Below are 24,315 nucleotides of genomic sequence, written 5' to 3' on the forward strand. Positions count from 1 at the left end.
CCTCTCTTCGGGAGAGGGGGAGAACGGTCACGTCACCGGTGCCGGGTTAAACACCGCCAGCTGGTTATGTAATCCCCATTGATCGGAGAATGTCTTCTTACGGCCGCTTGCCACGTCCAGAATGAAGTGGAACAGCTTCCAGCCGACATCCTCGATACTCTCTTCGCCAGTGGCAATGGTGCCCGCGTTGATGTCCATTAGGTCATACCAGCGGTTTGCCAGCTCGGTACGGGTGGCCATTTTAATCACCGGTACCGCCATCAGCCCGTACGGCGTGCCGCGCCCGGTGGTAAAGACCTGTACCGTAATGCCGGATGCCACCTGCTGTGTGCCACAGACGAAGTCGCTGGCAGGGGTCGCGGCGTAAATCAGGCCGCGTCTGGTGGGGCGCTGGCCCGGGGAGAGCACTTCAACTATGGCGCTCTGGCCGGATTTGGCAATCGAGCCGAGGGCTTTTTCCACCACGTTCGCCAGACCGCCTTTTTTATTGCCCGGAGAGGGGTTGGCGCTGCGATCGGTTTGTCCCATGTCGAGATAGTTATCGTACCAGGCCATCTCCTCAAGCAGGCGTTTGCCCACCTCTTCATTGATGGCGCGTGGGGTGAGCAAATGGATGGCATCACGCACTTCGGTCACTTCGGAGAACATCACCGTGGCGCCACAGCGGACAAACAGATCCGAAGCATAGCCCACCGCCGGGTTCGCCGTGACGCCTGAAAACGCATCGCTGCCGCCGCACTGAGTGCCTATCACCAGTTCTGACGCCGGGCAGGTCTCGCGCTGGCGCTGGTTCAGTTTTTCCAGATGGCGCTCCGCCACCTGAAGGATATCGTCAACCATTGAACGGAATCCGACGTGATGCGCATCCTGTAAACGAACAATGCTGGCCTCGTCGACCGGAATGGCATTCACATCTTCGGTGCCCTGCAACAGACGCTCTGGCTGCAGCTTTTCGCAACCCAGACCAATGACCATCACTTCGCCACCGAAATTCGGGTTCAGGGCGATATTATGGATGGTACGAATCGGTACCACGGCCGCCGGAGCATTGATGGCCACGCCGCAGCCGTACAGATGGTTCAGACCTACCACGCCGTCGACATTCGGGTATTTCGGTAGCAGGTCGCGCTCAATGATTTTCACCACGTAATCCACCACGCCTGCCACACAGTGCACGCTGGTGGAGATACCGAGCAGATTCTTGGTGCCTACGCTGCCGTCCGCATTCCTGTACCCTTCGAATGTGTACCCTTCCAGCGGGGGCAGTGGCTCAGGAACCCGGGTGGCCAGGGGGAGCGTGTTCAGCGGCGGCGCTTCGGGTAGCTCAACCAGCGACTCCTCGATCCAGCTCCCCTGAGGAATAGCGCGAACCGCATACCCGATAACTTCGCCATACCGCACGATTTCACCATGGGCCGGGATATCCACCAGGGCGACTTTATGCCCCTGCGGAATATGTTCAGTCAGCTCCAGCCCATCCGGGAAACGGGTGCCCGCTTTTAGACCGTTGTCGTTAACAATTATCGCCACATTATCCGTGTCGTGAACTTTGATATAGAACGCCGTCGGCGACGCTTGTCGAATTTCAATGTCGGCCATTGTTCAATATTCTCCAGCAAAATGTCTGATAGTAAATGCAGCCAGGGGATGTTTATTTTCTTATCGCAGAAATAAAGACGCGGCTTGAGTCAATAAAGAATGTCAGGAGACGAGATATCATAATGTGATCCCGATCGCTCCTTAAAACCGGCGCAGATGCCACCCGGCCAGCAATGCCTGATTCTGTGCATCAGCGCCCATCGCGTTGTGCATATGCTCAAAATATTATCAAAACACGACGCAATGCTTGAGCATTAAAACAATGTGCTGCCATGACGTGAGGATTATACTGAATGACGATTTTATAACGCCTAAATTAAGTCAGGAAATAAATATAACGCTGACGCTGCGTCTGAAAATATAAATATGAACCTGAATAAGACTGCGGAATTAAAAAGGTAAACGCGATGAATAATGATATCTTCCCGAATAAGTTTAAAGCGGCCCTCGCGGCGCACCAGATCCAGATTGGCTGCTGGTCCGCGCTGGCAAGCCCCATCAGCACCGAAGTACTGGGCCTGGCCGGTTTCGACTGGCTGGTGCTGGACGGCGAACATGCGCCGAACGATATCAGCACCTTTATTCCGCAGTTAATGGCGCTCAAAGGGAGCCATAGCGCGCCGGTGGTTCGCGTCCCGACCAACGAGCCGGTAATCATCAAACGTCTGCTGGATATTGGGTTTTACAACTTCCTGATCCCGTTTGTGGAAACGGAAGAGCAGGCGGTGCAGGCCGTGGCGTCAACACGTTATCCGCCGGAAGGGATCCGCGGGGTCTCCGTTTCCCATCGTGCCAACATGTTTGGCACCGTCCCGGACTACTTCACACAGTCCAACAGCAACATCACCATCCTGGTACAGATTGAGAGCCAGCAGGGGGTCGATAACGTCGACGCTATCGCTGCCACCGACGGTGTGGATGGCATCTTCGTTGGCCCAAGCGATCTTGCTGCGGCATTCGGCCATCTGGGCAATGCGGGTCATCCGGAGGTGCAGCGCGCTATTCAGCACATCTTTGCCCGTGCCAACGCGCACGGCAAACCGTGCGGCATTCTGGCGCCGGTTGAGGCTGATGCCCGTCGCTATCTGGAGTGGGGAGCGACCTTCGTTGCCGTCGGTAGCGACCTCGGCGTATTCCGCTCGGCCACGCAGAAGTTAGCGGACGCCTTTAAAAAATAACCATCATTGAGGAAACGAATTATGACGCTGAAAGTGGGTTTTATTGGCCTTGGGATCATGGGTAAACCCATGAGTAAAAACCTCATCAAAGCAGGTTACTCCCTGGTGGTTGCAGACCATAATCCGCAAGCCGTGGCCGAGGTGATTGCCGCAGGCGCAGAAACCGCAGCAAACGCCAAAGCGATTGCTGAGCAGTGCGATGTCATTATCACCATGCTGCCAAACTCCCCGCATGTGAAAGAGGTGGCCCTGGGGGAGAACGGCATCATTGACGGTGCCAAACCCGGCCTGGTGGTGATTGACATGAGTTCTATCGCGCCGCTGGCAAGCCGTGAAATCAGTGAGGCGCTAAACGCGAAGGGCGTCGATATGCTGGATGCTCCGGTCAGCGGCGGAGAGCCCAAAGCCATCGACGGCACCCTGTCGGTGATGGTTGGCGGCGACAAAGCTGTTTTCGACAAATACTACGACCTGATGAAAGCCATGGCGGGATCCGTGGTGCATACCGGCGATATCGGGGCGGGTAACGTCACCAAGCTGGCAAACCAGGTGATTGTGGCGCTGAACATTGCTGCAATGTCGGAGGCGCTGACGCTGGCCACCAAAGCGGGCGTTAACCCTGATCTGGTGTATCAGGCGATCCGTGGCGGCCTGGCGGGCAGCACCGTGCTGGATGCCAAAGCGCCCATGGTGATGGATCGTAACTTCAAGCCCGGTTTTAGAATCGACCTGCACATTAAAGATCTGGCGAATGCCCTGGATACCTCCCACGGCGTGGGCGCGCAGCTGCCGCTGACCGCCGCCGTCATGGAGATGATGCAGGCCCTGCGCGCGGATGGTCTGGGCACTGCCGACCACAGCGCGATTGCGTGCTACTACGAAAAACTGGCGAAGGTGGAAGTCTCTCGCTAATAAAAACGGACGCGGGAACGCGTCCGCTATTTTTGCCGAGTGCGGTAACAGGCGACAACTATGAAAATCGTAATCGCGCCAGATTCCTGGAAAGAAAGCCTTTCTGCCTCCGGGGTTGCTCAGGCGATTGAAAAAGGATTTCGGGAAATTTTCCCCGATGCACTTTATGTTTCGGTGCCGGTTGCTGACGGCGGGGAAGGTACGGTTGACGCGATGATCGCCGCCACCCAGGGCACAGAACAGTATGCCAGGGTCACGGGCCCGTTGGGTGAACAGGTTAACGCCCGCTGGGGTATGTCCGGCGATGGCAGCACGGCATTTATTGAGATGGCCGCCGCCAGCGGTCTGGCACTGGTCCCGGCCACCCAACGTAACCCGCTCGTCACCACGTCCCGGGGTACCGGGGAGCTTATTCTCAGCGCGCTGGATAAAGGTGCCCGACATATCATTATCGGCATTGGCGGCAGTGCCACCAACGACGGCGGCGCCGGAATGATGCAGGCGCTGGGGGCCACGCTCTGCGACGCCAACGGCACTGAAATGGGTTATGGCGGCGGCAGCCTGATGGCGCTCAACAGCGTCGATCTCTCCGGCCTCGACGCCAGGCTAAAAGATTGCACAATCCACGTCGCGTGCGACGTCACGAATCCGCTGGTTGGCGAGAGAGGCGCTTCCCGTATCTTTGGCCCGCAAAAAGGGGCGACAGAGGAGATGATCCTCACTCTCGACGCTAACCTCAGCCACTATGCCGATGTGATAAAAAAATCTCTGCGAATTGACGTGAAACAGGTTCCCGGTGCGGGTGCCGCGGGGGGCATGGGGGCGGCCCTGATGGCCTTCCTCGGCGCGGAACTGAAGAGCGGTATTGAGATTGTCACCCAGGCACTTAACCTCGAAGAACATATTCACGACTGCACGCTGGTACTGACGGGCGAAGGGCGCATTGACAGCCAGAGCATTCAGGGCAAAGTGCCCGTCGGTATCGCCCGTATCGCCAAAAAATACCATAAGCCGGTGATCGGCATTGCCGGCAGTCTGACCCGGGATGTGGGGGTCGTGCATCAGTATGGCATCGACGCGGTATTCAGCGTGCTGAGCCGCGTCGAGTCGCTGGAAGAGGCTTACCGTGGGGCGTTTGACAATATTTACCGCGCCTCGCGCAATATCGCCGCCACTTTGCAGATAGGGATGCACACCCAAAGGTGACAGCGGGGCACAAACCCTCTATACTGCGCGCCGAAGCTGACCAGACAGTCGCCGCTTCGTCGTCGTCCCCTTTCGGGGGGAGACGGGCGGAGGGGAGGAAAGTCCGGGCTCCATAGGGCAGGGTGCCAGGTAACGCCTGGGGGGGAAACCCACGACCAGTGCAACAGAGAGCAAACCGCCGATGGCCCGCGCAAGCGGGATCAGGTAAGGGTGAAAGGGTGCGGTAAGAGCGCACCGCGCGGCTGGCAACAGTCCGTGGCACGGTAAACTCCACCCGGAGCAAGGCCAAATAGGGGTTCACATGGTACGGCCCGTACTGAACCCGGGTAGGCTGCTTGAGCCAGTGAGCGATTGCTGGCCTAGATGAATGACTGTCCACGACAGAACCCGGCTTATCGGTCAGCTTCAACTTTTTACAAAACCCCGCTTCGGCGGGGTTTTTGCTATCTGCGCTAAACGAGATGAATGACTGTCCACTCCGCTTTCTATGAAAGAACGCGGCTTATCGGCCAGCTTCAACTTTTTACACAACCCCGCTTCGGCGGGGTTTTTGCTATCTGCGCTAAACGAGATGAATGACCGTCCACTCCGCTTTCTATGAAAGAACGCGGCTTATCGGTCAGCTTCAACTTTTTACACAACCCTGCTTCGGCGGGTTTTTTGCTGTCTGCGCTAAATGAGATGAATGACTGTCCACTCCGCTTTCTATGAAAGAACGCGGCTTATCGGCCTTGCAAATTGCAAGCAAGTGCCACCCGATGCATCGCTCACACGACATCAATTATCATATTTGCGACATTAAGCACATTTCACTGCTTTTACCCCTTTAGTCTCTTTTTCGCATCTGTTGGCGATCGTAATCACAAAATTTCGCGCTAAATAATCCTGATTCTGCAGTATTGTTAATTTGTTATGAATGTTGCTTTTATGATCGTGAATGTTTTCTTATTTGATATATGTATATTGAATTCAAAAACATTTAGCTCATGAATGTGTGATGCATTCCACTGTTTCCCGAAAGTCAGCAAAATCACCCCAGACAAATTTGATAAATTGAAAGAATGTTTTAAAAGAATTACGGTTATTTATTAATCTTTAATTGCCTGAAAGATAGTCTTTATCGATTTTTTTAACGCCGAAAAATTTACCTGTGTTATCGCCATAAAATAAATTTATTACTGCTCTTTTTGTTGATCAATATCAGCGTTATGGCGTATTTATTTTAATATAAGTTATTGATAATAAAATGTTTTAATGGATTATCGTTATGCTGATTAAGGGTGTGAAAAAGCAAATTGTGAGTAACAGCACATACCCCCGTCAGCCATATTGAGTAGAATCCACCCCGTCATAGGGAAATAAGCGCAGAATATTATGAACACTATTATTCTACCGAAAACACAGCACCTCGTGGTATTTCAGGAAGTCATTAAAAGTGGCTCCATTGGTTCTGCTGCAAGACAACTGGGCCTGACGCAACCTGCCGTCAGCAAAATTATCAGCGATATCGAATCTTACTTTGGCGTTGAAGTCATGGTGCGCAAAAACACCGGCGTTAAACTGACTGCGGCAGGCCAGGTATTACTCTCGTATTCTGAGTCGATCACCCGTGAGATGAAAAACATGGTGAGCGAGATTAACAGCCTCAGTTTCAGTACCGTCATGGATGTCTCCTTTGGTTACCCGTCGCTCATTGGCTTCACCTTCCTGTCCGAAATGATCAAAAAATTCAAGGAAGTGTTCCCGAAAGCGCGCGTCTCGATGTACGAAGCTCAGCTGTCCTCTTTCCTGCCGGCCATTCGCGACGGTCGGCTGGATTTTGCCATCGGCACCTTAAGTGATGAAATGCTGCTGCAGGATCTTCATGTCGAGCCGCTGTTTGAGTCTGAGTTTGTCCTGGTAGCCAACAAATCACGAACGTGCACCGGCTCGACTACACTGGCATCACTCACGGATGAACAGTGGGTGATGCCGCAAACCGATATGGGCTACTACAAAGAACTTCTGACCACTCTGCAAGACAATCACATCAGCATTGAAAACATCGTCCAGACCGATTCCGTCGTGACCATTTATAACCTTGTCCTGAATGCCGATTACCTGACGGTTATTCCCCGCGATATGATTGCGCCATTCGGTTCCGACCAGTTTATTGTACTGCCGGTGGAAGATGAATTACCCATAGCGCGTTATGCCGCCGTGTGGTCAAAAAATTACAGAATTAAGAAATCGGCGTCAGTATTAGTCGAACTGGCAAAACAATACGCGTCACTGACCAGTGAAAGACGACGATGATTAAATAACCCTCTGATAACGCGTTAACCTGTTTAAAAACACCCAGAGCTTATTTTATCCGTGCTCTGATACCCTGACTTTGCCTGAAGAAAATGAATTATTATAACGAGGATATTATGCATATTACCTACGATCTCCCGGTGACCATTGAAGATATTCAGGACGCCAGAAAACGACTGGCAGGCAAAATATATAAAACCGGCATGCCGCGCTCAAATTATCTCAGCGAACGCTGTAAAGGTGAGATATTCCTGAAGTTTGAAAATATGCAGCGTACTGGCTCCTTCAAGATCCGCGGTGCGTTTAATAAATTAAGTTCGCTGACCGAAGCTGAAAAACGTAAAGGCGTGGTCGCCTGTTCTGCAGGCAACCACGCGCAGGGCGTGTCGCTCTCCTGTGCAATGCTCGGTATCGACGGCAAAGTGGTCATGCCGATGGGCGCGCCGAAATCTAAAGTCGCCGCCACCCGTGACTACTCGGCTGAAGTGGTGCTGCACGGCGAAAACTTCAACGACACCATCGCCAAAGTCAGCGAAATCGTGGAGCTGGAAGGACGCATTTTTATCCCACCGTATGACGATCCGAAAGTGATTGCCGGCCAGGGCACCATTGGTCTGGAAATTCTCGAAGATTTGTATGATGTGGATAACGTGATTGTACCCATCGGCGGTGGCGGTTTAATTGCCGGGATTGCAACGGCCATTAAATCCATTAACCCGACCATTAATATTATCGGCGTGCAGTCTGAAAACGTACATGGAATGGCCGCATCGTATCAGGCAGGGGAAATCATTAACCACCGCGTTATCGGTACATTAGCCGACGGATGTGATGTGTCTCGCCCGGGTAAATTAACCTTCGAGATTGTTCGTGAATTAGTCGATGACATTGTGCTGGTCAGCGAAGACGATATTCGTAACAGCATGATTGCCCTCATTCAGCGAAATAAAGTGGTTACAGAAGGTGCTGGCGCACTGGCCTGTGCGGCGTTATTAAGCGGCAAGCTTGATCACTATATTCAGGGTCGTAAAACCGTCTGCATTATTTCCGGCGGCAATATCGATCTCTCCCGCGTATCCCAAATTACCGGCTTCGTTGACGCATAAAGGATGACCTATGAGCAACACAGAAAGCATTATCGTTGGCCAGACAAAAACGTCCTCCTGGCGTAAGTCTGATACCACCTGGACGCTTGGCCTGTTTGGAACCGCCATTGGCGCAGGTGTGCTGTTCTTCCCGATTCGCGCAGGCTTCGGCGGCTTGATTCCTATCCTGCTGATGCTGGTTCTCGCTTTCCCGATTGCGTTTTATTGCCACCGGGCGCTGGCGCGCCTGTGTCTGTCCGGCAGTAACGTGTCTGGCAACATCACCGAAACGGTGGAAGAGCATTTTGGTAAGACCGGTGGGGTGGTGATCACGTTCCTCTACTTCTTCGCCATTTGCCCGCTGCTGTGGATTTACGGCGTCACCATTACGAACACCTTTATGACCTTCTGGGAAAACCAGCTCCAGCTGCCCGCGCTTAACCGCGGCGTGGTGGCGCTGTTCCTGCTGCTGCTGATGGCCTTTGTTATCTGGTTTGGTAAAGACCTGATGGTGAAGGTGATGAGCTTCCTGGTGTTCCCGTTTATCGCCAGCCTGGTGCTGATTTCCCTGTCGCTGATCCCTTACTGGAACTCGTCGGTGATTGACCAGGTCAATCTGAGCGATATTGCGTTTACCGGGCATGACGGCATTCTGGTGACGGTCTGGCTGGGGATCTCCATCATGGTCTTCTCCTTCAACTTCTCGCCCATCGTCTCCTCGTTTGTGGTCTCGAAACGTGAAGAGTACGAACCCGAGTTCGGTAAAGCGTTTACCGAGCAGAAATGTTCCAAAATCATCGGTCGCGCCAGCTTGCTGATGGTTGCGGTGGTGATGTTCTTCGCCTTTAGCTGCCTGTTCACGCTCTCGCCGCAGAACATGGCCGATGCCAAAGCGCAGAATATTCCCGTGCTCTCTTACCTGGCGAACCACTTTGCGACCATGTCAGGCACTAAATCAACGTTTGCCACGGTGCTGGAATACGGTGCCTCCATCATTGCTCTGGTCGCTATCTTCAAATCCTTCTTCGGCCACTATCTGGGCACGCTGGAAGGGCTGAACGGCCTGATCCTGAAGTTCGGTTATAAGGGCGATAAGAAGAAAGTCTCCGTAGGCAAACTGAACACCATCAGCATGGTATTCATCATGGGGTCGACCTGGGTCGTTGCCTATGCCAACCCGAACATTCTCGACCTTATCGAAGCCATGGGGGCGCCAATCATTGCCTCTCTGCTGTGCCTGTTGCCGATGTATGCCATTCGTAAAGCGCCGGCAATGGCGAAATATAAGGGCAGACCCGAGAACATCTTCGTCACGGTTGTGGGCCTGCTGACCATCCTGAACATCGTCTACAAACTGTTCTAAACCCTGGCTCAGGAAGAGCGGAGTAACACCATGATTGAGTTTCCGGTTGTATTGGTTATTAACTGCGGATCGTCCTCTGTTAAGTTTTCAGTACTCGATGCCAGCAGCTGTGATGCCCTGATGACGGGCATTGCAGACGGGATTAACACTGAAAAAGCCTTTATTTCCGTGAACGGGGGTGAGCCAGCCAGACTGGCTCACCATGACTACGAAGGGGCGCTGGCAGCCATCGCCCTGGAGCTGGAGAAGCGTGACCTGATGAGCAGCGTGGTCCTGATTGGCCATCGTATTGCGCACGGCGGCGACCTCTTCAGCGAGTCGACCCTTATCACGGAACAGGTTATTGAGCAGATCCGTCAGGTTTCCTCGCTGGCACCGCTGCATAACTACGCCAACTTAAGCGGCGTCGAGGCAGCCGAACGCCTGTTTCCGGGCATACAGCAGGTGGCGGTGTTTGACACCAGCTTCCACCAGACGCTGGCCCCGCAGGCCTATCTGTACGGGCTGCCGTACCGCTATTTTGAAGAGCTTGGCGTGCGGCGCTATGGCTTCCACGGTACGTCCCACCGCTACGTTGCCGGGCAGGCGCATGCCTTGCTCGGGATTTCGCCTGAGGACAGCGGGCTGGTGATTGCCCATCTCGGCAACGGGGCATCCATCTGCGCGGTACGCAATGGTGAGAGCGTGGATACCTCCATGGGCATGACGCCGCTGGAAGGGCTGATCATGGGGACCCGCTGTGGCGACGTTGATTTCGGCGCCATGGCCTGGATAGCCCAACAGACCGGACAGTCATTTGAGGATCTGGAACGCGTCGTCAATAAAGAGTCCGGCCTGCTGGGGATCTCGGGAATATCCTCCGATCTGCGAGCCCTCGAAAAGGCCTGGCATGAGGGACATCAGCGGGCACAGCTGGCGATCCAGACCTTTGTTCACCGTATCGCACGGCATATTGCCGGGCACGCGGCGTCGTTACACCGCCTGGACGGTGTGGTGTTCACCGGCGGGATTGGTGAGAACTCCAGACTGATCCGCACGCTGGTGGCGGAACATCTGGCCGTCTTTGGCATCACCCTCGATGAAGCCAAAAACGCCCTGCCGGGTAGCGCAGGTGAGCGCGTGATCACCACCGATTCGTCCCGCGTGGCCTGCGCGGTGATCCCAACCAACGAAGAAAAAATGATCGCGCTGGATGCCCTCCGTCTTGGGAAGGTCACTCCGGCTGCGGCTTATGCCTGACAGAGCGAGAAATTCATGAAAGTAGCAATCGATACGCGCGTTGCCCCTTACAGCGACGCATGGGCCGGGTTTCGCGGTGAAGAATGGAAAGACACCGTCAACGTGCGCGATTTTATTCAGCATAACTATACCCCTTATGAAGGCGACGAAACTTTCCTCGCGCAGGCGACGCCAGCAACGACGGCGCTCTGGGAGAAGGTAATGGTGGGCATTCGGCAGGAGAATGCCACCCATGCGCCGGTGGATTTTGACACCAACATTGCCACTACCATCACGGCCCACGGACCGGGCTATATTGACCAGCAGCTGGAGACGATCGTCGGCCTGCAAACCGATAAGCCGCTCAAACGCGCGCTGCATCCGTACGGCGGGATCAATATGATCCGCAGTTCATTCGAAGCCTATGGCCGCGAGATGGATCCGCAGTTCGAATATCTTTTTACCGAACTGCGCAAAACCCATAATCAGGGTGTCTTTGACGTTTACTCCCCCGAGATGATGCGCTGTCGTAAATCAGGCGTGCTGACCGGGCTACCGGACGGCTACGGACGCGGGCGCATCATCGGCGATTACCGCCGCGTGGCGCTGTACGGCATCCGCTATCTGGTGCACGAGCGTGAGCGCCAGTTCGCGGATCTGCAGGGCAAACTCGAACGGGGTGAAGATCTGGAGGCGACGATCCGCCTGCGTGAAGAGCTGGCGGAACACAAACGCGCACTGCTGCAGATCCAGCAGATGGCAGCGAACTATGGCTTCGATATTTCTCGCCCGGCGATGAATGCGCAGGAAGCGGTACAGTGGGTTTACTTTGCCTACCTGGCCGCAGTGAAATCCCAGAACGGCGGGGCGATGTCGCTGGGTCGCACGGCCTCGTTCCTGGATATTTATATCGAACGCGATATGCAGGCGGGTCGCCTGAGTGAGATCCAGGCGCAGGAACTGATCGATCATTTCATCATGAAGATCCGCATGGTGCGCTTCCTGCGTACTCCGGAGTTCGACACGCTCTTCTCCGGCGATCCTGTCTGGGCCACCGAAGTGATTGGCGGAATGGGGCTGGATGGTCGCACGCTGGTCACCAAAAACAGCTTCCGTTACCTGCATACCCTGCACACGATGGGACCTGCACCGGAGCCAAACCTGACGATCCTGTGGTCCGAACAACTGCCCGTCGCATTCAAGAAGTACGCTGCACAGATGTCGATCGACACCTCGTCGCTGCAGTATGAGAACGACGACCTGATGCGCGTGGATTTCAACAGCGACGACTACGCCATTGCCTGCTGCGTCAGCCCGATGGTGATCGGCAAGCAAATGCAGTTCTTTGGCGCCCGTGCTAACCTGGCGAAAACGCTGCTGTATGCGATCAACGGCGGGGTGGATGAGAAGCTGAAGATCCAGGTCGGGCCGCAAACCGCGCCGCTGCTGGATGAGGTGCTGGATTACGACACCGTGATGGCGAGCCTGGATCACTTTATGGACTGGCTGGCGGTACAGTACATTAGCGCGCTGAATCTCATTCATTACATGCACGATAAGTACAGCTACGAAGCCTCGCTGATGGCGCTGCACGACCGGGACGTTTACCGCACCATGGCTTGCGGTATCGCCGGGTTGTCGGTGGCGGCGGACTCGCTGTCCGCCATCAAATACGCCACGGTAAAACCCGTACGCGACCATACCGGCCTGGCGGTCGATTTTGTGATTGAAGGGGACTACCCGCAGTACGGTAACAATGATGACCGCGTGGACAGCATTGCCTGTGACCTGGTGGAACGCTTTATGAAGAAAATTCAGGCGCTGCCGACCTACCGCAACGCGGTGCCGACCCAGTCGATCCTGACCATTACGTCGAATGTGGTCTACGGCCAGAAAACCGGCAATACGCCGGACGGACGCCGCGGCGGTACGCCATTCGCACCGGGCGCGAACCCGATGCACGGACGAGACAGGAAAGGGGCGGTGGCCTCGTTAACCTCCGTCGCTAAGCTGCCGTTCACCTATGCGAAAGACGGGATCTCTTACACCTTCTCCATCGTGCCTCAGGCGCTGGGCAAGGATGAGAGAGTGCGCAAAACCAACCTTGTCGGGCTGCTGGACGGGTATTTCCACCACGAAGCGGCCATTGAGGGGGGACAGCACCTCAACGTTAACGTCATGAACCGGGAGATGCTGATGGAGGCGATTGAGCACCCGGAGAACTATCCCAACCTGACCATTCGTGTCTCAGGGTATGCGGTGCGCTTTAATGCGCTGACGCGCGAGCAGCAGCAGGACGTGATCTCAAGGACGTTTACCCAGGCACTGTGATCGTCGTCTGAAACAGGCCCCCTTTGGTTAAGGGGGCTTTTTTGTCCGCGGAACATACAAAAATGTTTATATAATTACTCACACATCTTCATCCGCTTCTGAAAAACAATGCGCCTACTTTTCCCCTGAAACAGTATGTAAGGACAGTAAGATGATGAAAATGACCCGTATCACCCTGGTTGCTGCCTCGCTGGTGGCGTGCAGTTTTGCCGCACAGGCCGCTGACGTTGAAGCTGCCCCCTCTCCGGCGCAGGATCCGCTGGTGCAACACCTCAAGCTGAGCAACGATCAGATTAAGAAGATCGACGCGCTGCACCAGACGCTGGAACAAAATGTCAGCAAGATCCCGATGACCGGCGTGAAAGACGGGGCGCTGATCGAGATGTTCCAGACCGGGAAATGGGATGAAAGCACGGTGAAAAACCAGCTTGCCGCGTTCAGTAAAATTGAAGAGCAGACCCGCTATTACCGCGTCAAATACTACTTTGATGTCAGCCAGGTTCTGACAGCGGAGCAGCGTAAACAGGTGAAAACCGATATGGCGAACGCGCTGGCTAACTGATGACACACCCGCGCATGTCGCGGGTTTTTTATTTCTTGATCGGCATCACTTTTAGAAAAACCCATCGATTATTCATCATATAAGAGTATTTATTTCTCTCGCTTGCGAAAAGCCTTATAAATATTGTGACTTTTTTCTCCCGCTCTCCACGTATGATTTGTCCATTCCAATAACACACACCTGCAGCAGTCTGGCTCATTATCGCTGGTGGTCAGAATCCCATAAAAACAACTGGTTACCCTACAAAATAAGCGAGTGCCTTATGGATACGGCAACAAACAGCAGTGTGATTGTGAACGATTCACCCGCGGCAAAGCGGGCAGGGATGAGTGAAAGCGAGTGGCAGGAGGCCATTAAATTCGACAGCACCGATACGGGCTGGGTCATCATGAGTATCGGAATGGCCATCGGCGCGGGGATTGTTTTTCTCCCGGTACAGGTGGGGCTGATGGGACTGTGGGTGTTTCTGCTTTCGTCAGTGATTGGCTATCCGGCCATGTACCTGTTTCAGCGGCTGTTTATTAACACGCTGGCAGAATCGCCGGAGTGCAAAGATTATCCGAGCGTCATCAGCGGTTACCTCGGTAAGAACTGGGGCATCTTATTGGGTGCACTCTATTTCGTGATGCTGGTTATCTGGATGTTCGTCTACTCCACCGCCATCACCAACGACAGCGCCTCCTATTTACACACCTTCGGCGTGACGGAGGGGCTGCTCTCTGAAAATCCGTACTACGGTCTGTTCCTGATCTGCATCCTGGTGGCGATCTCCTCCCGTGGCGAGAAATTGCTGTTTAAAGTCTCCAGCCTGATGGTGCTGACGAAGTTATTTGTGGTGGCGGCGCTCGGGTTGTCGATGATTGGCCTCTGGCATTTAGCCAACGTGGGCATGCTGCCACCCGTGGGGCTACTCATTAAAAACGCGATTATCACGTTGCCGTTTACCTTAACGTCGATTCTGTTTATTCAGACATTAAGCCCGATGGTGATCTCCTATCGTTCACGCGAAAAATCGGTTGAAGTGGCGCGCCATAAAGCGCTGCGGGCGATGAACATCGCCTTCGCGATCCTCTTCGTGACGGTCTTTTTCTACGCGGTCTCGTTCACCCTGGCAATGGGGCATGATGAGGCGGTCAAAGCCTACGAACAGAATATTTCCGCACTGGCAATTGCCGCGCAGTTTATCAGTGGCGACGGTGCCGGCTGGGTCAAAATTGTCAGCGTTATCCTGAATATTTTTGCCGTCATGACCGCGTTCTTCGGCGTGTACCTGGGCTTTCGTGAAGCGACGCAGGGCATTGTAATGAACATTCTGCGCCGCAAAATGCCGGCAGAGAAAATCAACGAAAACACCGTACAGCGCGGCATCATGCTGTTTGCCATTCTGCTGGCATGGAGCGCGATTGTGTTAAACGCGCCGGTACTGAGCTTCACCTCTATTTGCAGCCCCATCTTCGGCATGGTGGGGTGTTTGATTCCGGCGTGGCTGGTCTACAAAGTGCCGGCGCTGCACAAATATAAAGGCGTGTCGCTGGTGATCATTATCATCACCGGTCTGCTGCTGTGTGTTTCTCCTTTCCTCGCGTTTTCTTAAGGGCAAACAAGGTCGTAACGATGTCAGAGCAAATTCAATCTTTATGGAATCAATTTATTCGGGCGGTGCAGGAGGAAGTTAAACCTGCACTGGGGTGTACCGAGCCGATCTCTCTGGCGCTGGCTTGTGCGATGGCCGCGGAGCTTCTGCCGGGTGACGTCACACAGATTGAGGCGTGGGTTTCACCGAATCTGATGAAAAATGGCCTTGGCGTGACGGTACCTGGCACCGGGATGGTCGGGTTGCCGATTGCGGCGGCACTGGGGGCCATTGGCGGCAACGCGCACGCCGGGCTGGAGGTACTGAAGGATGCCACTGCCGATGCGCTGGTGCGTGCCAAAGCGCTGCTGGACGCCGGACAGGTGCAGGTCAAGCTGCAGGAGCCGTGCGATGACATCCTCTACTCCCGCGCCTGCGTTCACGCCGGACAGGCCTCGGCGATGGTGACCATCGCCGGTGGGCATACGCGGGTGGTGGAGATTGTCTGTCAGGGCGAAACCCGCTTTACGCTTGATTCTCAACCCGATGAGAGGAATGACGACCCGCTGGCGGTACTTTCAAACGCCACGCTATCGCAGATCCTTGAGTTTGTGGAGCAGGTGCCGTTTGACGCGATCCGCTTTATCCTGGCTGCCGGACAATTAAATGATGCGCTCTCCCGTGAAGGTTTAAGCGGAAAATGGGGGCTGCACATTGGCGCGACGCTCAATAAGCAGCGCGCTCGCGGATGGATAGCGCAGGACCTGGGCTCGGATATTGTCATTCGCACCAGCGCGGCCTCGGACGCCCGAATGGGCGGGGCGACGCTGCCAGCAATGAGCAATTCCGGATCGGGCAACCAGGGGATCACGGCCACCATGCCGGTTGTGGTGGTGGCGGAACATGTCCAGGCGGATGATGAACGCCTTGCCCGGGCGCTGATGCTTTCACACCTTTCGGCTATTTATATCCACGCCCAGCTTCCGCGCCTGTCGGCGCTGTGTGCGGCTACCACGGCGGCGATGGGGGCGGCGGCAGGCATGGCCTGGCTGATGGGCGGAAGCTATCAGACGCTCTCAATGGCAATCAGCAGCATGATTGGCGATGTCAGCGGGATGATCTGCGATGGCGCGTCCAACAGCTGCGCCATGAAGGTCTCAACCAGCGTCGGCAGTGCCTGGAAAGCGGTGATGATGGCGCTGGATGATTCGGCTGTAACGGGCAATGAAGGGATTGTGGCGCACGATGTGGAGCAGTCGATCGCGAACCTGTGTTCGCTGGCGTGCCGCGCCATGCAGGCGACGGACCGGCAGATTATTGAGATTATGGCACGTAAAGTGTAACGGTTTCCTCTCTCCCCGCCGGGGAGAGAGGATTATCGGGTGTTAAACCGGTAAATCAATTAACAGCGCGCGCAGCGGCGAATCAGCAACCAGCGTGATATTCGCTTCGTCGCGAATAAACGCCCCGTCACCGCAGGTGAGCGCTTCTTTCTCTTCCGTATGCGTCACCGCATGCACCGTACCGTGAATCGATTGCAGATAGGCGCGCGGACCATGAAGCTGGAAGCTCGCCTGTTCCCCTTTCTTCAGTTCGATATGGTGCAACCACACCTGCTGGCGCAACTGCAGGCTGCCTTGACTGCCGTCCGGGGAGGCTATCAGCTGCTGCCTGTCGCCCGTCAAATCTAACTTCTGTACCAGCGGGTTTTCCCGCTCAGGGCAGGCATCCAGCCACAGCTGCATACGGGTCAGCGTTTTATCTTTGCTGAGGTTATGCTCGCTGTAACTGATGCCCGGCTGCGTGGAGATTAATAATGCTTCGCCGGCCTTCGCCTGGACATGATTGCCCTCGCTGTCGCGGTATTCTGCTTCGCCTTCCAGGATCAGGTTCAGGATATCGACTTTCGGGTACGTACGCGGCTGGAAGGACGCGCCTGGGGCGAGCACTTCCTGATTCAATACGCGCAATGAAGCGTAACCGAGCAGTTTAGGGTCAAAGTAGTGTCCAAAGGAAAAGGTGTAGCGGGCCTGCAGCCAACCGAAATCGGCTTGTCCGCACTGTTTAGCTGTTCTTGTCGTAATCATAAACTTGACCTCTCTTTACACTAAACAATGGTAAAGGTATGGACGCTTCATTGTTAGCCAGATATTCTGCCCGGTATGTTCAAATTTCCTGAATGAGAACGAGATGGCTAAAGAGAGAGCATTGACGCTTGAGGCGCTTCGCGTCATGGACGCAATTGATCGGCGTGGCAGTTTTGCCGCGGCGGCAGATGAACTGGGGCGCGTTCCGTCTGCGCTCAGCTATACCATGCAGAAGCTGGAGGAAGAGCTGGACGTGGTGCTCTTTGACCGCTCCGGTCATCGAACAAAATTCACTAACGTCGGACGGATGCTGCTGGAGCGTGGTCGCGTCCTGCTGGAAGCGGCGGACAAGCTGACGACGGACGCCGAAGCGCTGGCGCGCGGCTGGGAAACCCATCTGACGCTGGTGACGGAAGCGCTGGTGCCCACCGAGGCGCTGTTCCCGCTGGTGAACCGGCTGGCCGACAAAGCAAACACCCAGTTATCGATCATCACCGAGGTGCTGGCCGGGGCCTGGGAGCGACTGGAGACGGGCAGGGCGGATATCGTCATTGCCCCGGATATGCACTTCCGTTCCTCATCTGAAATCAACTCCCGCAAGCTCTACAGCGTGATGAACGTCTATGTCGCCGCACCGGATCACCCGATTCACCAGGAGCCGGAGCCGCTCTCGGAAGTGACGCGGGTGAAATACCGCGGGGTTGCGGTCGCAGATACCGCGCGCGAGCGTCCGGTGTTAACGGTGCAGTTGCTGGATAAACAACCGCGTCTGACCGTCACGTCGCTTGAAGACAAACGTCAGGCGTTGCTGGCAGGCCTGGGCGTGGCAACGATGCCGTATCCGTTTGTCGAAAAAGATATTGCAGAAGGGCGGCTACGCGTGGTCAGCCCGGAGTACACCAGCGAAGTGGACATCATTATGGCGTGGCGGCGCGACAGCATGGGTGAGGCCAAATCGTGGTGCCTGCGCGAAATACCCAAGCTCTTTGCCCATCACAACAAATAAAAAATCGAGCCCGGTACGCGAAACGCCACCGGGCTTTGTTTTATGCGTTGAGTTTTGGATCGGGCCCGAAGCGGTTTTCGCCCGGTGTGCCGGCCTGACAGTTGAAGACCAGAATGACCAGCCAGCCCACAATCGGGATCAGCAGCAGCAGTAACCACCAGGCTGAACGATCGGTATCGTGTAGCCGTCGGAACAGTACGGCCCATGAGGGAAGCAGGACCAGCAGGCCGTAAATCGTGGTGAGAACACCTTCACCGCCGGCTCGTTCCCAGCCGAGAATTTTATCGATAATACCCAGCACCATGATGAGGATGAAGTTCACCAGAACGAACATCCAGTACTCTTTACGGCGAGCGCGGCCACCAAATCCAATGTAGTTGCGCAGTACTTTTAAATACCAGTCCATTTTCCTTGCCTCATTAGTCAGTCAATCACTTGTTTTTTAAGCGATCGAGGTAAGGATAGATGGAGATTGTGAATTAAAAAAGGGCATCAATTGATGCCCTTGATATTTATCCGAAACGCACGTCGCGACCATGCGGTTCATCCAGGTCCTGCCACGGACCCACAGAGATAATACCCGTCGGGTTGATGGTCTTATGGCTGCGGAAATAGTGGGTGCGGATATGGTTGAAATCGACCGTTTCAGCAATGCCCGGCATCTGATAAATATCGCGCAGGAAACCGTACAGGTTCAGGTAATCGCTGATGCGGTGTTTATCACACTTGAAGTGGGTGACATACACAGGATCAAAGCGAACCAGCGTTGTCCACAGACGAATGTCTGCTTCCGTCAGGCGGTCGCCCGTCAGGTAGCGATGCTGGCCGAGGATCTGCTCAAGACGCTCCAGCGATTCAAATACTTTTCCCACCGCGTCGTCATACGCTTCCTGGCTGGTGGCAAAGCCGGCCTTGTAGACACCGTTATTCACGTTGTCGTAAATCCAGCTGTTCAGCTCATCAATCTTATCGCGCAGCTCAACCGGATAGTAATCCCCGGCGCGGGCCCCGTGGGCATCAAACGCGGTGTTGAACATGCGGATGATCTCTGCGGACTCATTGCTGACAATGGTCTGGTTTTTCTTGTCCCACAGCACGGGTACGGTCACGCGTCCGGTGTAGTGCGGATCGGCGCGCAGATAGAGCTGATAGAGAAAATCGTGGTGGTAGAGGTCATCACCGGTGGCGGCCGGGAAATCACTGTCAAACGTCCAGCCGTTTTCCAGCATCAGGGGGTTGACCACCGAAACCGGAATTAAGGATTCGAGTCCTTTCAGCTTGCGCACAATCAGCGTGCGGTGCGCCCACGGGCAGGCCAGAGAAACATAGAGATGATAACGGTCTTTCTCAGCCGTAAAGCCGCCTTCGCCGCTTGGGCCTGGTGCGCCATCGGCGGTTAGCCAGTTACGGAAGGCCGAAACAGAGCGCTTGAAGCGTCCCCCGGTGGATTTGGTGTCATACCAGACATCCTGCCAGACGCCGTCTACGAGTTGTCCCATTTTTTACTCCTCCGTCAATAAGCAAAAGCGAGGAGATATCTCCTCGCTTTGTGTTCATTCAGTATAGCGTGCTTACCACTTCTTATTCAGAACGCGGTCGATGCTGTATGCGCCTGGGCCAGTGATGGCCAGCAGCAGGAAGCCACCCGCGATGGTCAGGTTTTTCATGAACATCAGAGAGTTCACGCCTTCCGCAAAGTTGCTGTGGAAGATGAACGCCGTCAGCAGGGTGAAGCCTGCGGTAAACAGTGCCGTGGTGCGGGTCAGGAAGCCGAACAGTACCGCCAGGCCGCCGCCGAACTCAAGGAGAATAGTCAGTGGCAGCAGGAACCCTGGAACACCCATGGCTTCCATGTATTGCTGCGTGCCCGCATAACCGGTGATTTTGCCCCAGCCTGCGGTGATAAACAGAACCGGCATCAGAATACGCGCTACCAGAACACCAACATCTTCTAATTTTTTCATTTTACTCTCCAGGAAACCACATCAGCGGCTGAACTTTATTTGTGTGCAAATTCGGGTAGATACCGCGTCTTTGCTGTCGATGGAGAGGAGTGTAAACGGGGCAGATGGGAATTGTTAGCAAGGAAAACTGTCAATCTTCTTCAAAGATATTGAGTAACGGGGAAGGGGGAAAGTGTGCCGGGTAAGCGAAACGCTACCCGGCATAAGAACTAACGCAGCTGTTGTTGACGAATCGTTGCTTTCACCAGACGCCAGGCGCTCCAGGCACCAAAGCCGCGGCGGGCCCAGCGGATCAGCATATTTGGATGACGAACCGTCCAGATAGCCATCACGCTGCTTCCGACCAGCGCCCATGAACGCAGGCTCAGGAAGGTATTCCAGCCCCGGTCAAAACGACGCGTCGCGTCAACCCAGTCGCGACGACTGGCAGACAAATCCAGCCGTTGCTGCTGGATCTGACTGAGCAGGAATGCTTTTCGCTTCTGACGTTCGGCTTTATCGCTCACGGCTTGTCATCCTCCAGCAGGGCGCGATCGTTGGCCAGTTCCTGGCGCGTATGGCGCAGGAAAGTGGATTTGCGTGCTTTACGCATCGTCCATATGCCGCCAATCAGTGCCGCAACCAGCAGAACAACGGTGGTGGCAATCATCGCGTTGAGTCGATATTGCGGGTCAATGGCCCAGATGATTAACACCATCAGGCTCATCAGACCAAACGCGGCGAAGAGCATGGTAAGCCCGAGCATCAGCAGCATCTGGAAAAGGTTCGCTTTCTCCTCTTCCAGTTCAACCACTGCCAGCCGGACGCGCGTTTCGGCAATCCCGACCAGCGTCGTCAGAATACGCTGGCCGATGCCGAGGACGTTATTAGCAGGCCCTTGTGCGTGACGAGGATCTTCCATATTAACGACGCGTCAGGAGGACACCCAGTACCACACCTACCGCGGCACCAATCCCTACACCCGTCCACGGATTATCGCGAACATATTCGTCCGCGCGAGCTGCCGCTTCGCGGGTCTGTTTCGCCAGTGCATCACCGGTTTCACCCAGGCGATAACGGCTCTCTTTCAGCGCCTGCTCAGCTTTGCTGCGCAGTTTGCTGACCTCTTCTTTTGACTTATCTGCAGAGGAGTTCAGCACCTCTTCCAGGGTATCGGCCAGGGATTTCAGTTCAGCGCGCAGATTTTCAGACGTCGTATCTTTTGACATGATTCTCTCCTGTTGAGATTTCCGTTAACTCAATAATCGCGAGCTTCCAGCGCTTTCAGGTCGTCCTGCGCTTCTTTCAACTTCTTCTCGCGCTTAGCAATTTTTTCCGCATCCCCTTTCTCTTTCGCTTCCTGCAGGTCGTGACGGCGCTCGGCTATCTCGTCCTTCTGTTCAGCGATTTTTTTCTGGTGATCGGCACGTAGCTTGCTGTCAGAACAGTTCGCTTTCACTTCGCTCAGCGCTTTTTTGAGACCCTCAACACGATGCTGATTGTTATGCTTTTCGGCATAACTGATCTCACGCTGAATATCCTGTTCTTTCTCCTGACAGAGAGAGTTGGCGAAGGACGCTGTGCTTAAAGAAAAAAGGGCCAGAGCCAGAGTAATGCGGAATTTCATTATCGAAACCTTCCATTGTGTTGCGGCGTGAGCCGCTATCCAGAGTCAAGCGGAGTACATACATGGGGTGCTCCGCGTACTTAAGCATAGTAAGTAAACGGGGGATTCACCAAAGTGAGTGAAAAGATTCGGAATCCTGGTAATTATCCAAATCTATGCGACGAATCGCGAATCAGTGACAGCCAGGCTGCAGGCTGGTTGTCATCTTCCTGCTGGGCAATGATATAACCGTGCGGCAGCGTACGGTCGAGCACCACTTTCGCGGCGGCACTCTGCGCACGGGAATCAAACTTAATCAGTAAAACATCGTCCTGCGGGGTGATGCTCTTAAAGCGGATGCCGTTGGCATCAAGATGATGCCACACCGAAAAACCGTCAGGCACGCTGACACCCTGACTCACCGGGCGAATGGCCAGCGTCGATTCCTGATGCGAAAGCGTCGTCCAGGCCAGGAACATGAGGCTGAGCAAGCCCAGGGCAATCATGGCCACGGCAAAACGGCGCACGGCAAGCGGTGAGATAACCATCGTTAACCTCTGGCCCCGTATTTCTTCTTCCACAGCACCACCAGCGAACCGACCAGACCAAAGACCAGCAGAACCACCGGTAACAGCATCAGGCAGGACATGAGCTGATCTTCATATTTCATGAAGACCGGCGTTTTGCCCAGCGCATAGCCCAGCGTGGTCAGGATCAGAACCCACAGCAGGCCGCTCATCCAGTTGAAGAACTGGAAACGGGTGCTGCTTAATCCGGAAAGACCCGCAATGGTAGGCAGCAGGGTGCGTACAAAGGCGATAAAGCGGCCGATCAGGAGCGCGGAAAGCCCGTGCTTATGGAAAAGATGGTGCGCCCGCTGGTGATAATGCGCAGGAAGGTGGGAGAGCCAGTTCTGCACCAGACGCGTATTGCCCAGCCATCGTCCCTGGATATAGCTCACCCAGCAGCCAAGGCTGGCGGCGATGGTCAGTAATAAAATGGTTTGCGGAAAGGCCATTGCCCCTTTGGCACACAGCACGCCGACGAGCACCAGTAAGCTGTCGCCAGGTAAAAAGGCGGCAGGCAGTAAACCGTTCTCAAGGAACAGAATCATAAATAAGACGAAGTAGAGCATGCCAATCATGGAAGGGTTGGCCAGCGTTTCAAAATCCTGCGCCCAGAGGGCATGCAGTAGTTGGGTCAAAAGTTCCATTCAGTGTTCCTGGAAATCGGTTAACGTCACGCCTGTTATCCGGGACAAACAGCACGGCGACATTGTTGTGATTTCATTATGGTCGCTCGCGGACACATTGAGGTGTGGCCAACACTGTTCCCTGTTAATTGGCTGGTTAGCAAGCACTAACTTACAAAATAACGAATTGAATCCAATTGTAACAAAGCCCAAGGTTCTGCGTCACAGAATTTGCAGGGGTGTGATGATTTTGGCGTAAGCCATGGAGGGGAGCGAGGGGATTTACAAAGGCTGACACTATATATGTTTTGCTTACCCACCTCTGCCAGAAGGCGCAGCGAAGCGCCTGCCAGCGAAAAGGTAAACTATTTTGCCGCACTGGCTGCCGTATCTAGATGAACGACAGGATTATCGGCAAAAAGATAGCGGTCAGCGTTAAATTCGAAGTCATCGCTGGTTTCATTGAACAGCATCTGCTTGGTGTTTTCCAGGTGCTGCCACATGGCCAGTTTTGCCGCATGGGGATCTTTGCGAATCAGCGCTTTAAGGATCTGATCGTGATCGTCGCACCAGTTATCCACGGTGCGGGAATCGATGTGATCGTGCAGTTTTTTCCAGTACGGGTTGTGAACGCGCTGAGTCCACATTTTTTCCACGATTGCCGCCAGCGCCGTGTTTTGCGTTGCCAGCGCGACCTGAACGTGGAACTGCAGGTCCCACTCTGAATCACGGAAACATTTTTCCTTGCGCGCGTTTTCCTGGATTTCCATCAGCTTCATGATGTCCTGCTTGGTCACCTGGGTCGCTGCAAATTCCGCAATATTGCTTTCGATAAGCTGGCGCGCCTGGAGCAGTTCAAACGGACCGTAGCTGGCGAATTCGAGACTTTCGTCGGCGACCGGGGAGTGTTTCGGCTGATTAGAAATCACGTGAATGCCGGAGCCTTTGCGAACTTCAACGTAGCCTTCCACTTCCAGCATGATAATCGCTTCACGCACCACGGTGCGGCTTACGCTTTTTTCATCAGCGATAAAGCGCTCAGCGGGGAGTTTATCACCGACAAGGTAGACACCTTGCTCGATGCGATCTTTCAGCTCGGCAGCAAGTTGTTGATATAAACGACGTGGTTCGGTGATTTCCATATGCGCTCCAGGCAGGG

At 54.6% G+C, this 24,315-nt stretch carries 24 protein-coding genes and 1 other RNA gene; 13 read left to right on the top strand and 12 right to left on the bottom strand.

Annotation, left to right across the window (positions count from 1 at the left end):
• Positions 1-27: 27 nt before the first annotated feature.
• The gene (gene garD / locus AAIR21_RS06795; RefSeq protein WP_183516730.1) at positions 28-1,599 is read right to left on the bottom strand and encodes a galactarate dehydratase; all 1,572 of its coding nucleotides are present in this window, start codon (positions 1,597-1,599) and stop codon (positions 28-30) included.
• Between the two features lie 407 nt (positions 1,600-2,006).
• On the opposite strand from garD, the gene garL reads away from it, so the two are divergent.
• The 12 genes from garL (at position 2,007) to AAIR21_RS06855 (ending at position 16,665) form a co-directional block, all read left to right on the top strand.
• Entirely contained in the window at positions 2,007-2,777 is a 771-nt protein-coding gene (garL, locus tag AAIR21_RS06800; RefSeq protein WP_040018767.1) for a 2-dehydro-3-deoxyglucarate aldolase, read from the top strand.
• Positions 2,778-2,798: 21 nt separating this feature from the next.
• Positions 2,799-3,689 (top strand): 2-hydroxy-3-oxopropionate reductase, encoded by an 891-nt coding sequence (garR, locus tag AAIR21_RS06805; protein WP_020883565.1) that lies wholly within the window; start codon positions 2,799-2,801, stop codon positions 3,687-3,689.
• 60 nt (positions 3,690-3,749) lie between these two features.
• On the top strand, positions 3,750-4,895 hold the full coding sequence (garK, locus tag AAIR21_RS06810; RefSeq protein WP_183516729.1) for a glycerate 2-kinase: 1,146 nt from the start codon (positions 3,750-3,752) through the stop codon (positions 4,893-4,895).
• Between the two features lie 32 nt (positions 4,896-4,927).
• Positions 4,928-5,306, top strand: an RNA gene (gene rnpB, locus AAIR21_RS06815) — RNase P RNA component class A.
• A gap of 963 nt (positions 5,307-6,269) precedes the next feature.
• The gene (tdcA, locus tag AAIR21_RS06820) at positions 6,270-7,190 is read left to right on the top strand and encodes a transcriptional regulator TdcA (RefSeq protein WP_014171743.1); all 921 of its coding nucleotides are present in this window, start codon (positions 6,270-6,272) and stop codon (positions 7,188-7,190) included.
• A 116-nt stretch (positions 7,191-7,306) separates the two neighbouring features.
• Positions 7,307-8,296: a bifunctional threonine ammonia-lyase/L-serine ammonia-lyase TdcB gene (gene tdcB / locus AAIR21_RS06825; RefSeq protein ID WP_183516728.1), complete on the top strand. Its 990-nt coding sequence runs from the start codon at positions 7,307-7,309 to the stop codon at positions 8,294-8,296.
• A gap of 10 nt (positions 8,297-8,306) precedes the next feature.
• Complete coding sequence (gene tdcC, locus AAIR21_RS06830; protein WP_014171741.1) at positions 8,307-9,638, top strand: threonine/serine transporter TdcC; 1,332 nt, start codon at positions 8,307-8,309, stop codon at positions 9,636-9,638.
• Between the two features lie 30 nt (positions 9,639-9,668).
• The gene (tdcD, locus tag AAIR21_RS06835; RefSeq protein WP_183516727.1) at positions 9,669-10,877 is read left to right on the top strand and encodes a propionate kinase; all 1,209 of its coding nucleotides are present in this window, start codon (positions 9,669-9,671) and stop codon (positions 10,875-10,877) included.
• Positions 10,878-10,892: 15 nt separating this feature from the next.
• Positions 10,893-13,187 (top strand): formate C-acetyltransferase, encoded by a 2,295-nt coding sequence (gene pflB / locus AAIR21_RS06840; protein ID WP_183516726.1) that lies wholly within the window; start codon positions 10,893-10,895, stop codon positions 13,185-13,187.
• A 151-nt stretch (positions 13,188-13,338) separates the two neighbouring features.
• The gene (locus AAIR21_RS06845; RefSeq protein ID WP_014171738.1) at positions 13,339-13,749 is read left to right on the top strand and encodes a Spy/CpxP family protein refolding chaperone; all 411 of its coding nucleotides are present in this window, start codon (positions 13,339-13,341) and stop codon (positions 13,747-13,749) included.
• Between the two features lie 262 nt (positions 13,750-14,011).
• A complete protein-coding gene (locus tag AAIR21_RS06850; protein WP_163304324.1) occupies positions 14,012-15,343 on the top strand; it encodes an amino acid permease in 1,332 nt (443 codons plus the stop codon).
• Positions 15,344-15,363: 20 nt separating this feature from the next.
• Entirely contained in the window at positions 15,364-16,665 is a 1,302-nt protein-coding gene (locus AAIR21_RS06855; RefSeq protein WP_183516725.1) for a serine dehydratase subunit alpha family protein, read from the top strand.
• Positions 16,666-16,707: 42 nt separating this feature from the next.
• Here the strand turns inward: AAIR21_RS06855 and AAIR21_RS06860 are convergent, their stop codons facing one another.
• On the bottom strand, positions 16,708-17,409 hold the full coding sequence (locus AAIR21_RS06860; RefSeq protein ID WP_014171735.1) for a pirin family protein: 702 nt from the start codon (positions 17,407-17,409) through the stop codon (positions 16,708-16,710).
• Positions 17,410-17,512: 103 nt separating this feature from the next.
• On the opposite strand from AAIR21_RS06860, the gene AAIR21_RS06865 reads away from it, so the two are divergent.
• Entirely contained in the window at positions 17,513-18,415 is a 903-nt protein-coding gene (locus AAIR21_RS06865) for a LysR family transcriptional regulator (protein ID WP_014171734.1), read from the top strand.
• A gap of 40 nt (positions 18,416-18,455) precedes the next feature.
• On the opposite strand, the gene AAIR21_RS06870 is transcribed toward AAIR21_RS06865, so the two are convergent.
• The 10 genes from AAIR21_RS06870 to exuR form a co-directional block, all read right to left on the bottom strand.
• Positions 18,456-18,821 (bottom strand): DUF805 domain-containing protein, encoded by a 366-nt coding sequence (locus tag AAIR21_RS06870; protein WP_014171733.1) that lies wholly within the window; start codon positions 18,819-18,821, stop codon positions 18,456-18,458.
• A gap of 106 nt (positions 18,822-18,927) precedes the next feature.
• Positions 18,928-19,914, bottom strand: a complete 987-nt coding sequence (locus AAIR21_RS06875) for a glutathione S-transferase family protein (protein WP_151711700.1) — start codon at positions 19,912-19,914, stop codon at positions 18,928-18,930.
• A 72-nt stretch (positions 19,915-19,986) separates the two neighbouring features.
• Entirely contained in the window at positions 19,987-20,379 is a 393-nt protein-coding gene (locus AAIR21_RS06880; protein ID WP_006178691.1) for a DoxX family protein, read from the bottom strand.
• Positions 20,380-20,588: 209 nt separating this feature from the next.
• Positions 20,589-20,885 (bottom strand): YqjK-like family protein, encoded by a 297-nt coding sequence (locus tag AAIR21_RS06885; protein ID WP_020883574.1) that lies wholly within the window; start codon positions 20,883-20,885, stop codon positions 20,589-20,591.
• Positions 20,882-21,280, bottom strand: coding sequence for a phage holin family protein (locus AAIR21_RS06890; protein WP_013098867.1), 399 nt, complete (start codon positions 21,278-21,280; stop codon positions 20,882-20,884). The genes AAIR21_RS06885 and AAIR21_RS06890 overlap by 4 nt, the downstream gene beginning before the upstream one ends.
• A gap of 1 nt (position 21,281) precedes the next feature.
• The gene (locus AAIR21_RS06895) at positions 21,282-21,587 is read right to left on the bottom strand and encodes a DUF883 family protein (RefSeq protein ID WP_003862645.1); all 306 of its coding nucleotides are present in this window, start codon (positions 21,585-21,587) and stop codon (positions 21,282-21,284) included.
• 29 nt (positions 21,588-21,616) lie between these two features.
• Positions 21,617-21,985 carry a DUF1090 domain-containing protein gene (locus AAIR21_RS06900; RefSeq protein ID WP_014171729.1) on the bottom strand — a complete coding sequence of 123 codons (369 nt, stop codon included), beginning with the start codon at positions 21,983-21,985 and terminating at the stop codon, positions 21,617-21,619.
• Positions 21,986-22,128: 143 nt separating this feature from the next.
• The gene (gene mzrA / locus AAIR21_RS06905) at positions 22,129-22,512 is read right to left on the bottom strand and encodes an EnvZ/OmpR regulon moderator MzrA (protein WP_020883575.1); all 384 of its coding nucleotides are present in this window, start codon (positions 22,510-22,512) and stop codon (positions 22,129-22,131) included.
• Between the two features lie 2 nt (positions 22,513-22,514).
• The gene (gene yqjA / locus AAIR21_RS06910) at positions 22,515-23,177 is read right to left on the bottom strand and encodes a DedA family general envelope maintenance protein YqjA (RefSeq protein WP_014171727.1); all 663 of its coding nucleotides are present in this window, start codon (positions 23,175-23,177) and stop codon (positions 22,515-22,517) included.
• Positions 23,178-23,521: 344 nt separating this feature from the next.
• A complete protein-coding gene (exuR, locus tag AAIR21_RS06915) occupies positions 23,522-24,298 on the bottom strand; it encodes a transcriptional regulator ExuR (protein ID WP_014171726.1) in 777 nt (258 codons plus the stop codon).
• Between the last annotated feature and the right edge of the window lie 17 nt (positions 24,299-24,315).

Origin of the sequence: Enterobacter sp. PTB, from assembly GCF_051130085.1 — a bacterium.
GTDB lineage: Bacteria > Pseudomonadota > Gammaproteobacteria > Enterobacterales > Enterobacteriaceae > Enterobacter > Enterobacter ludwigii.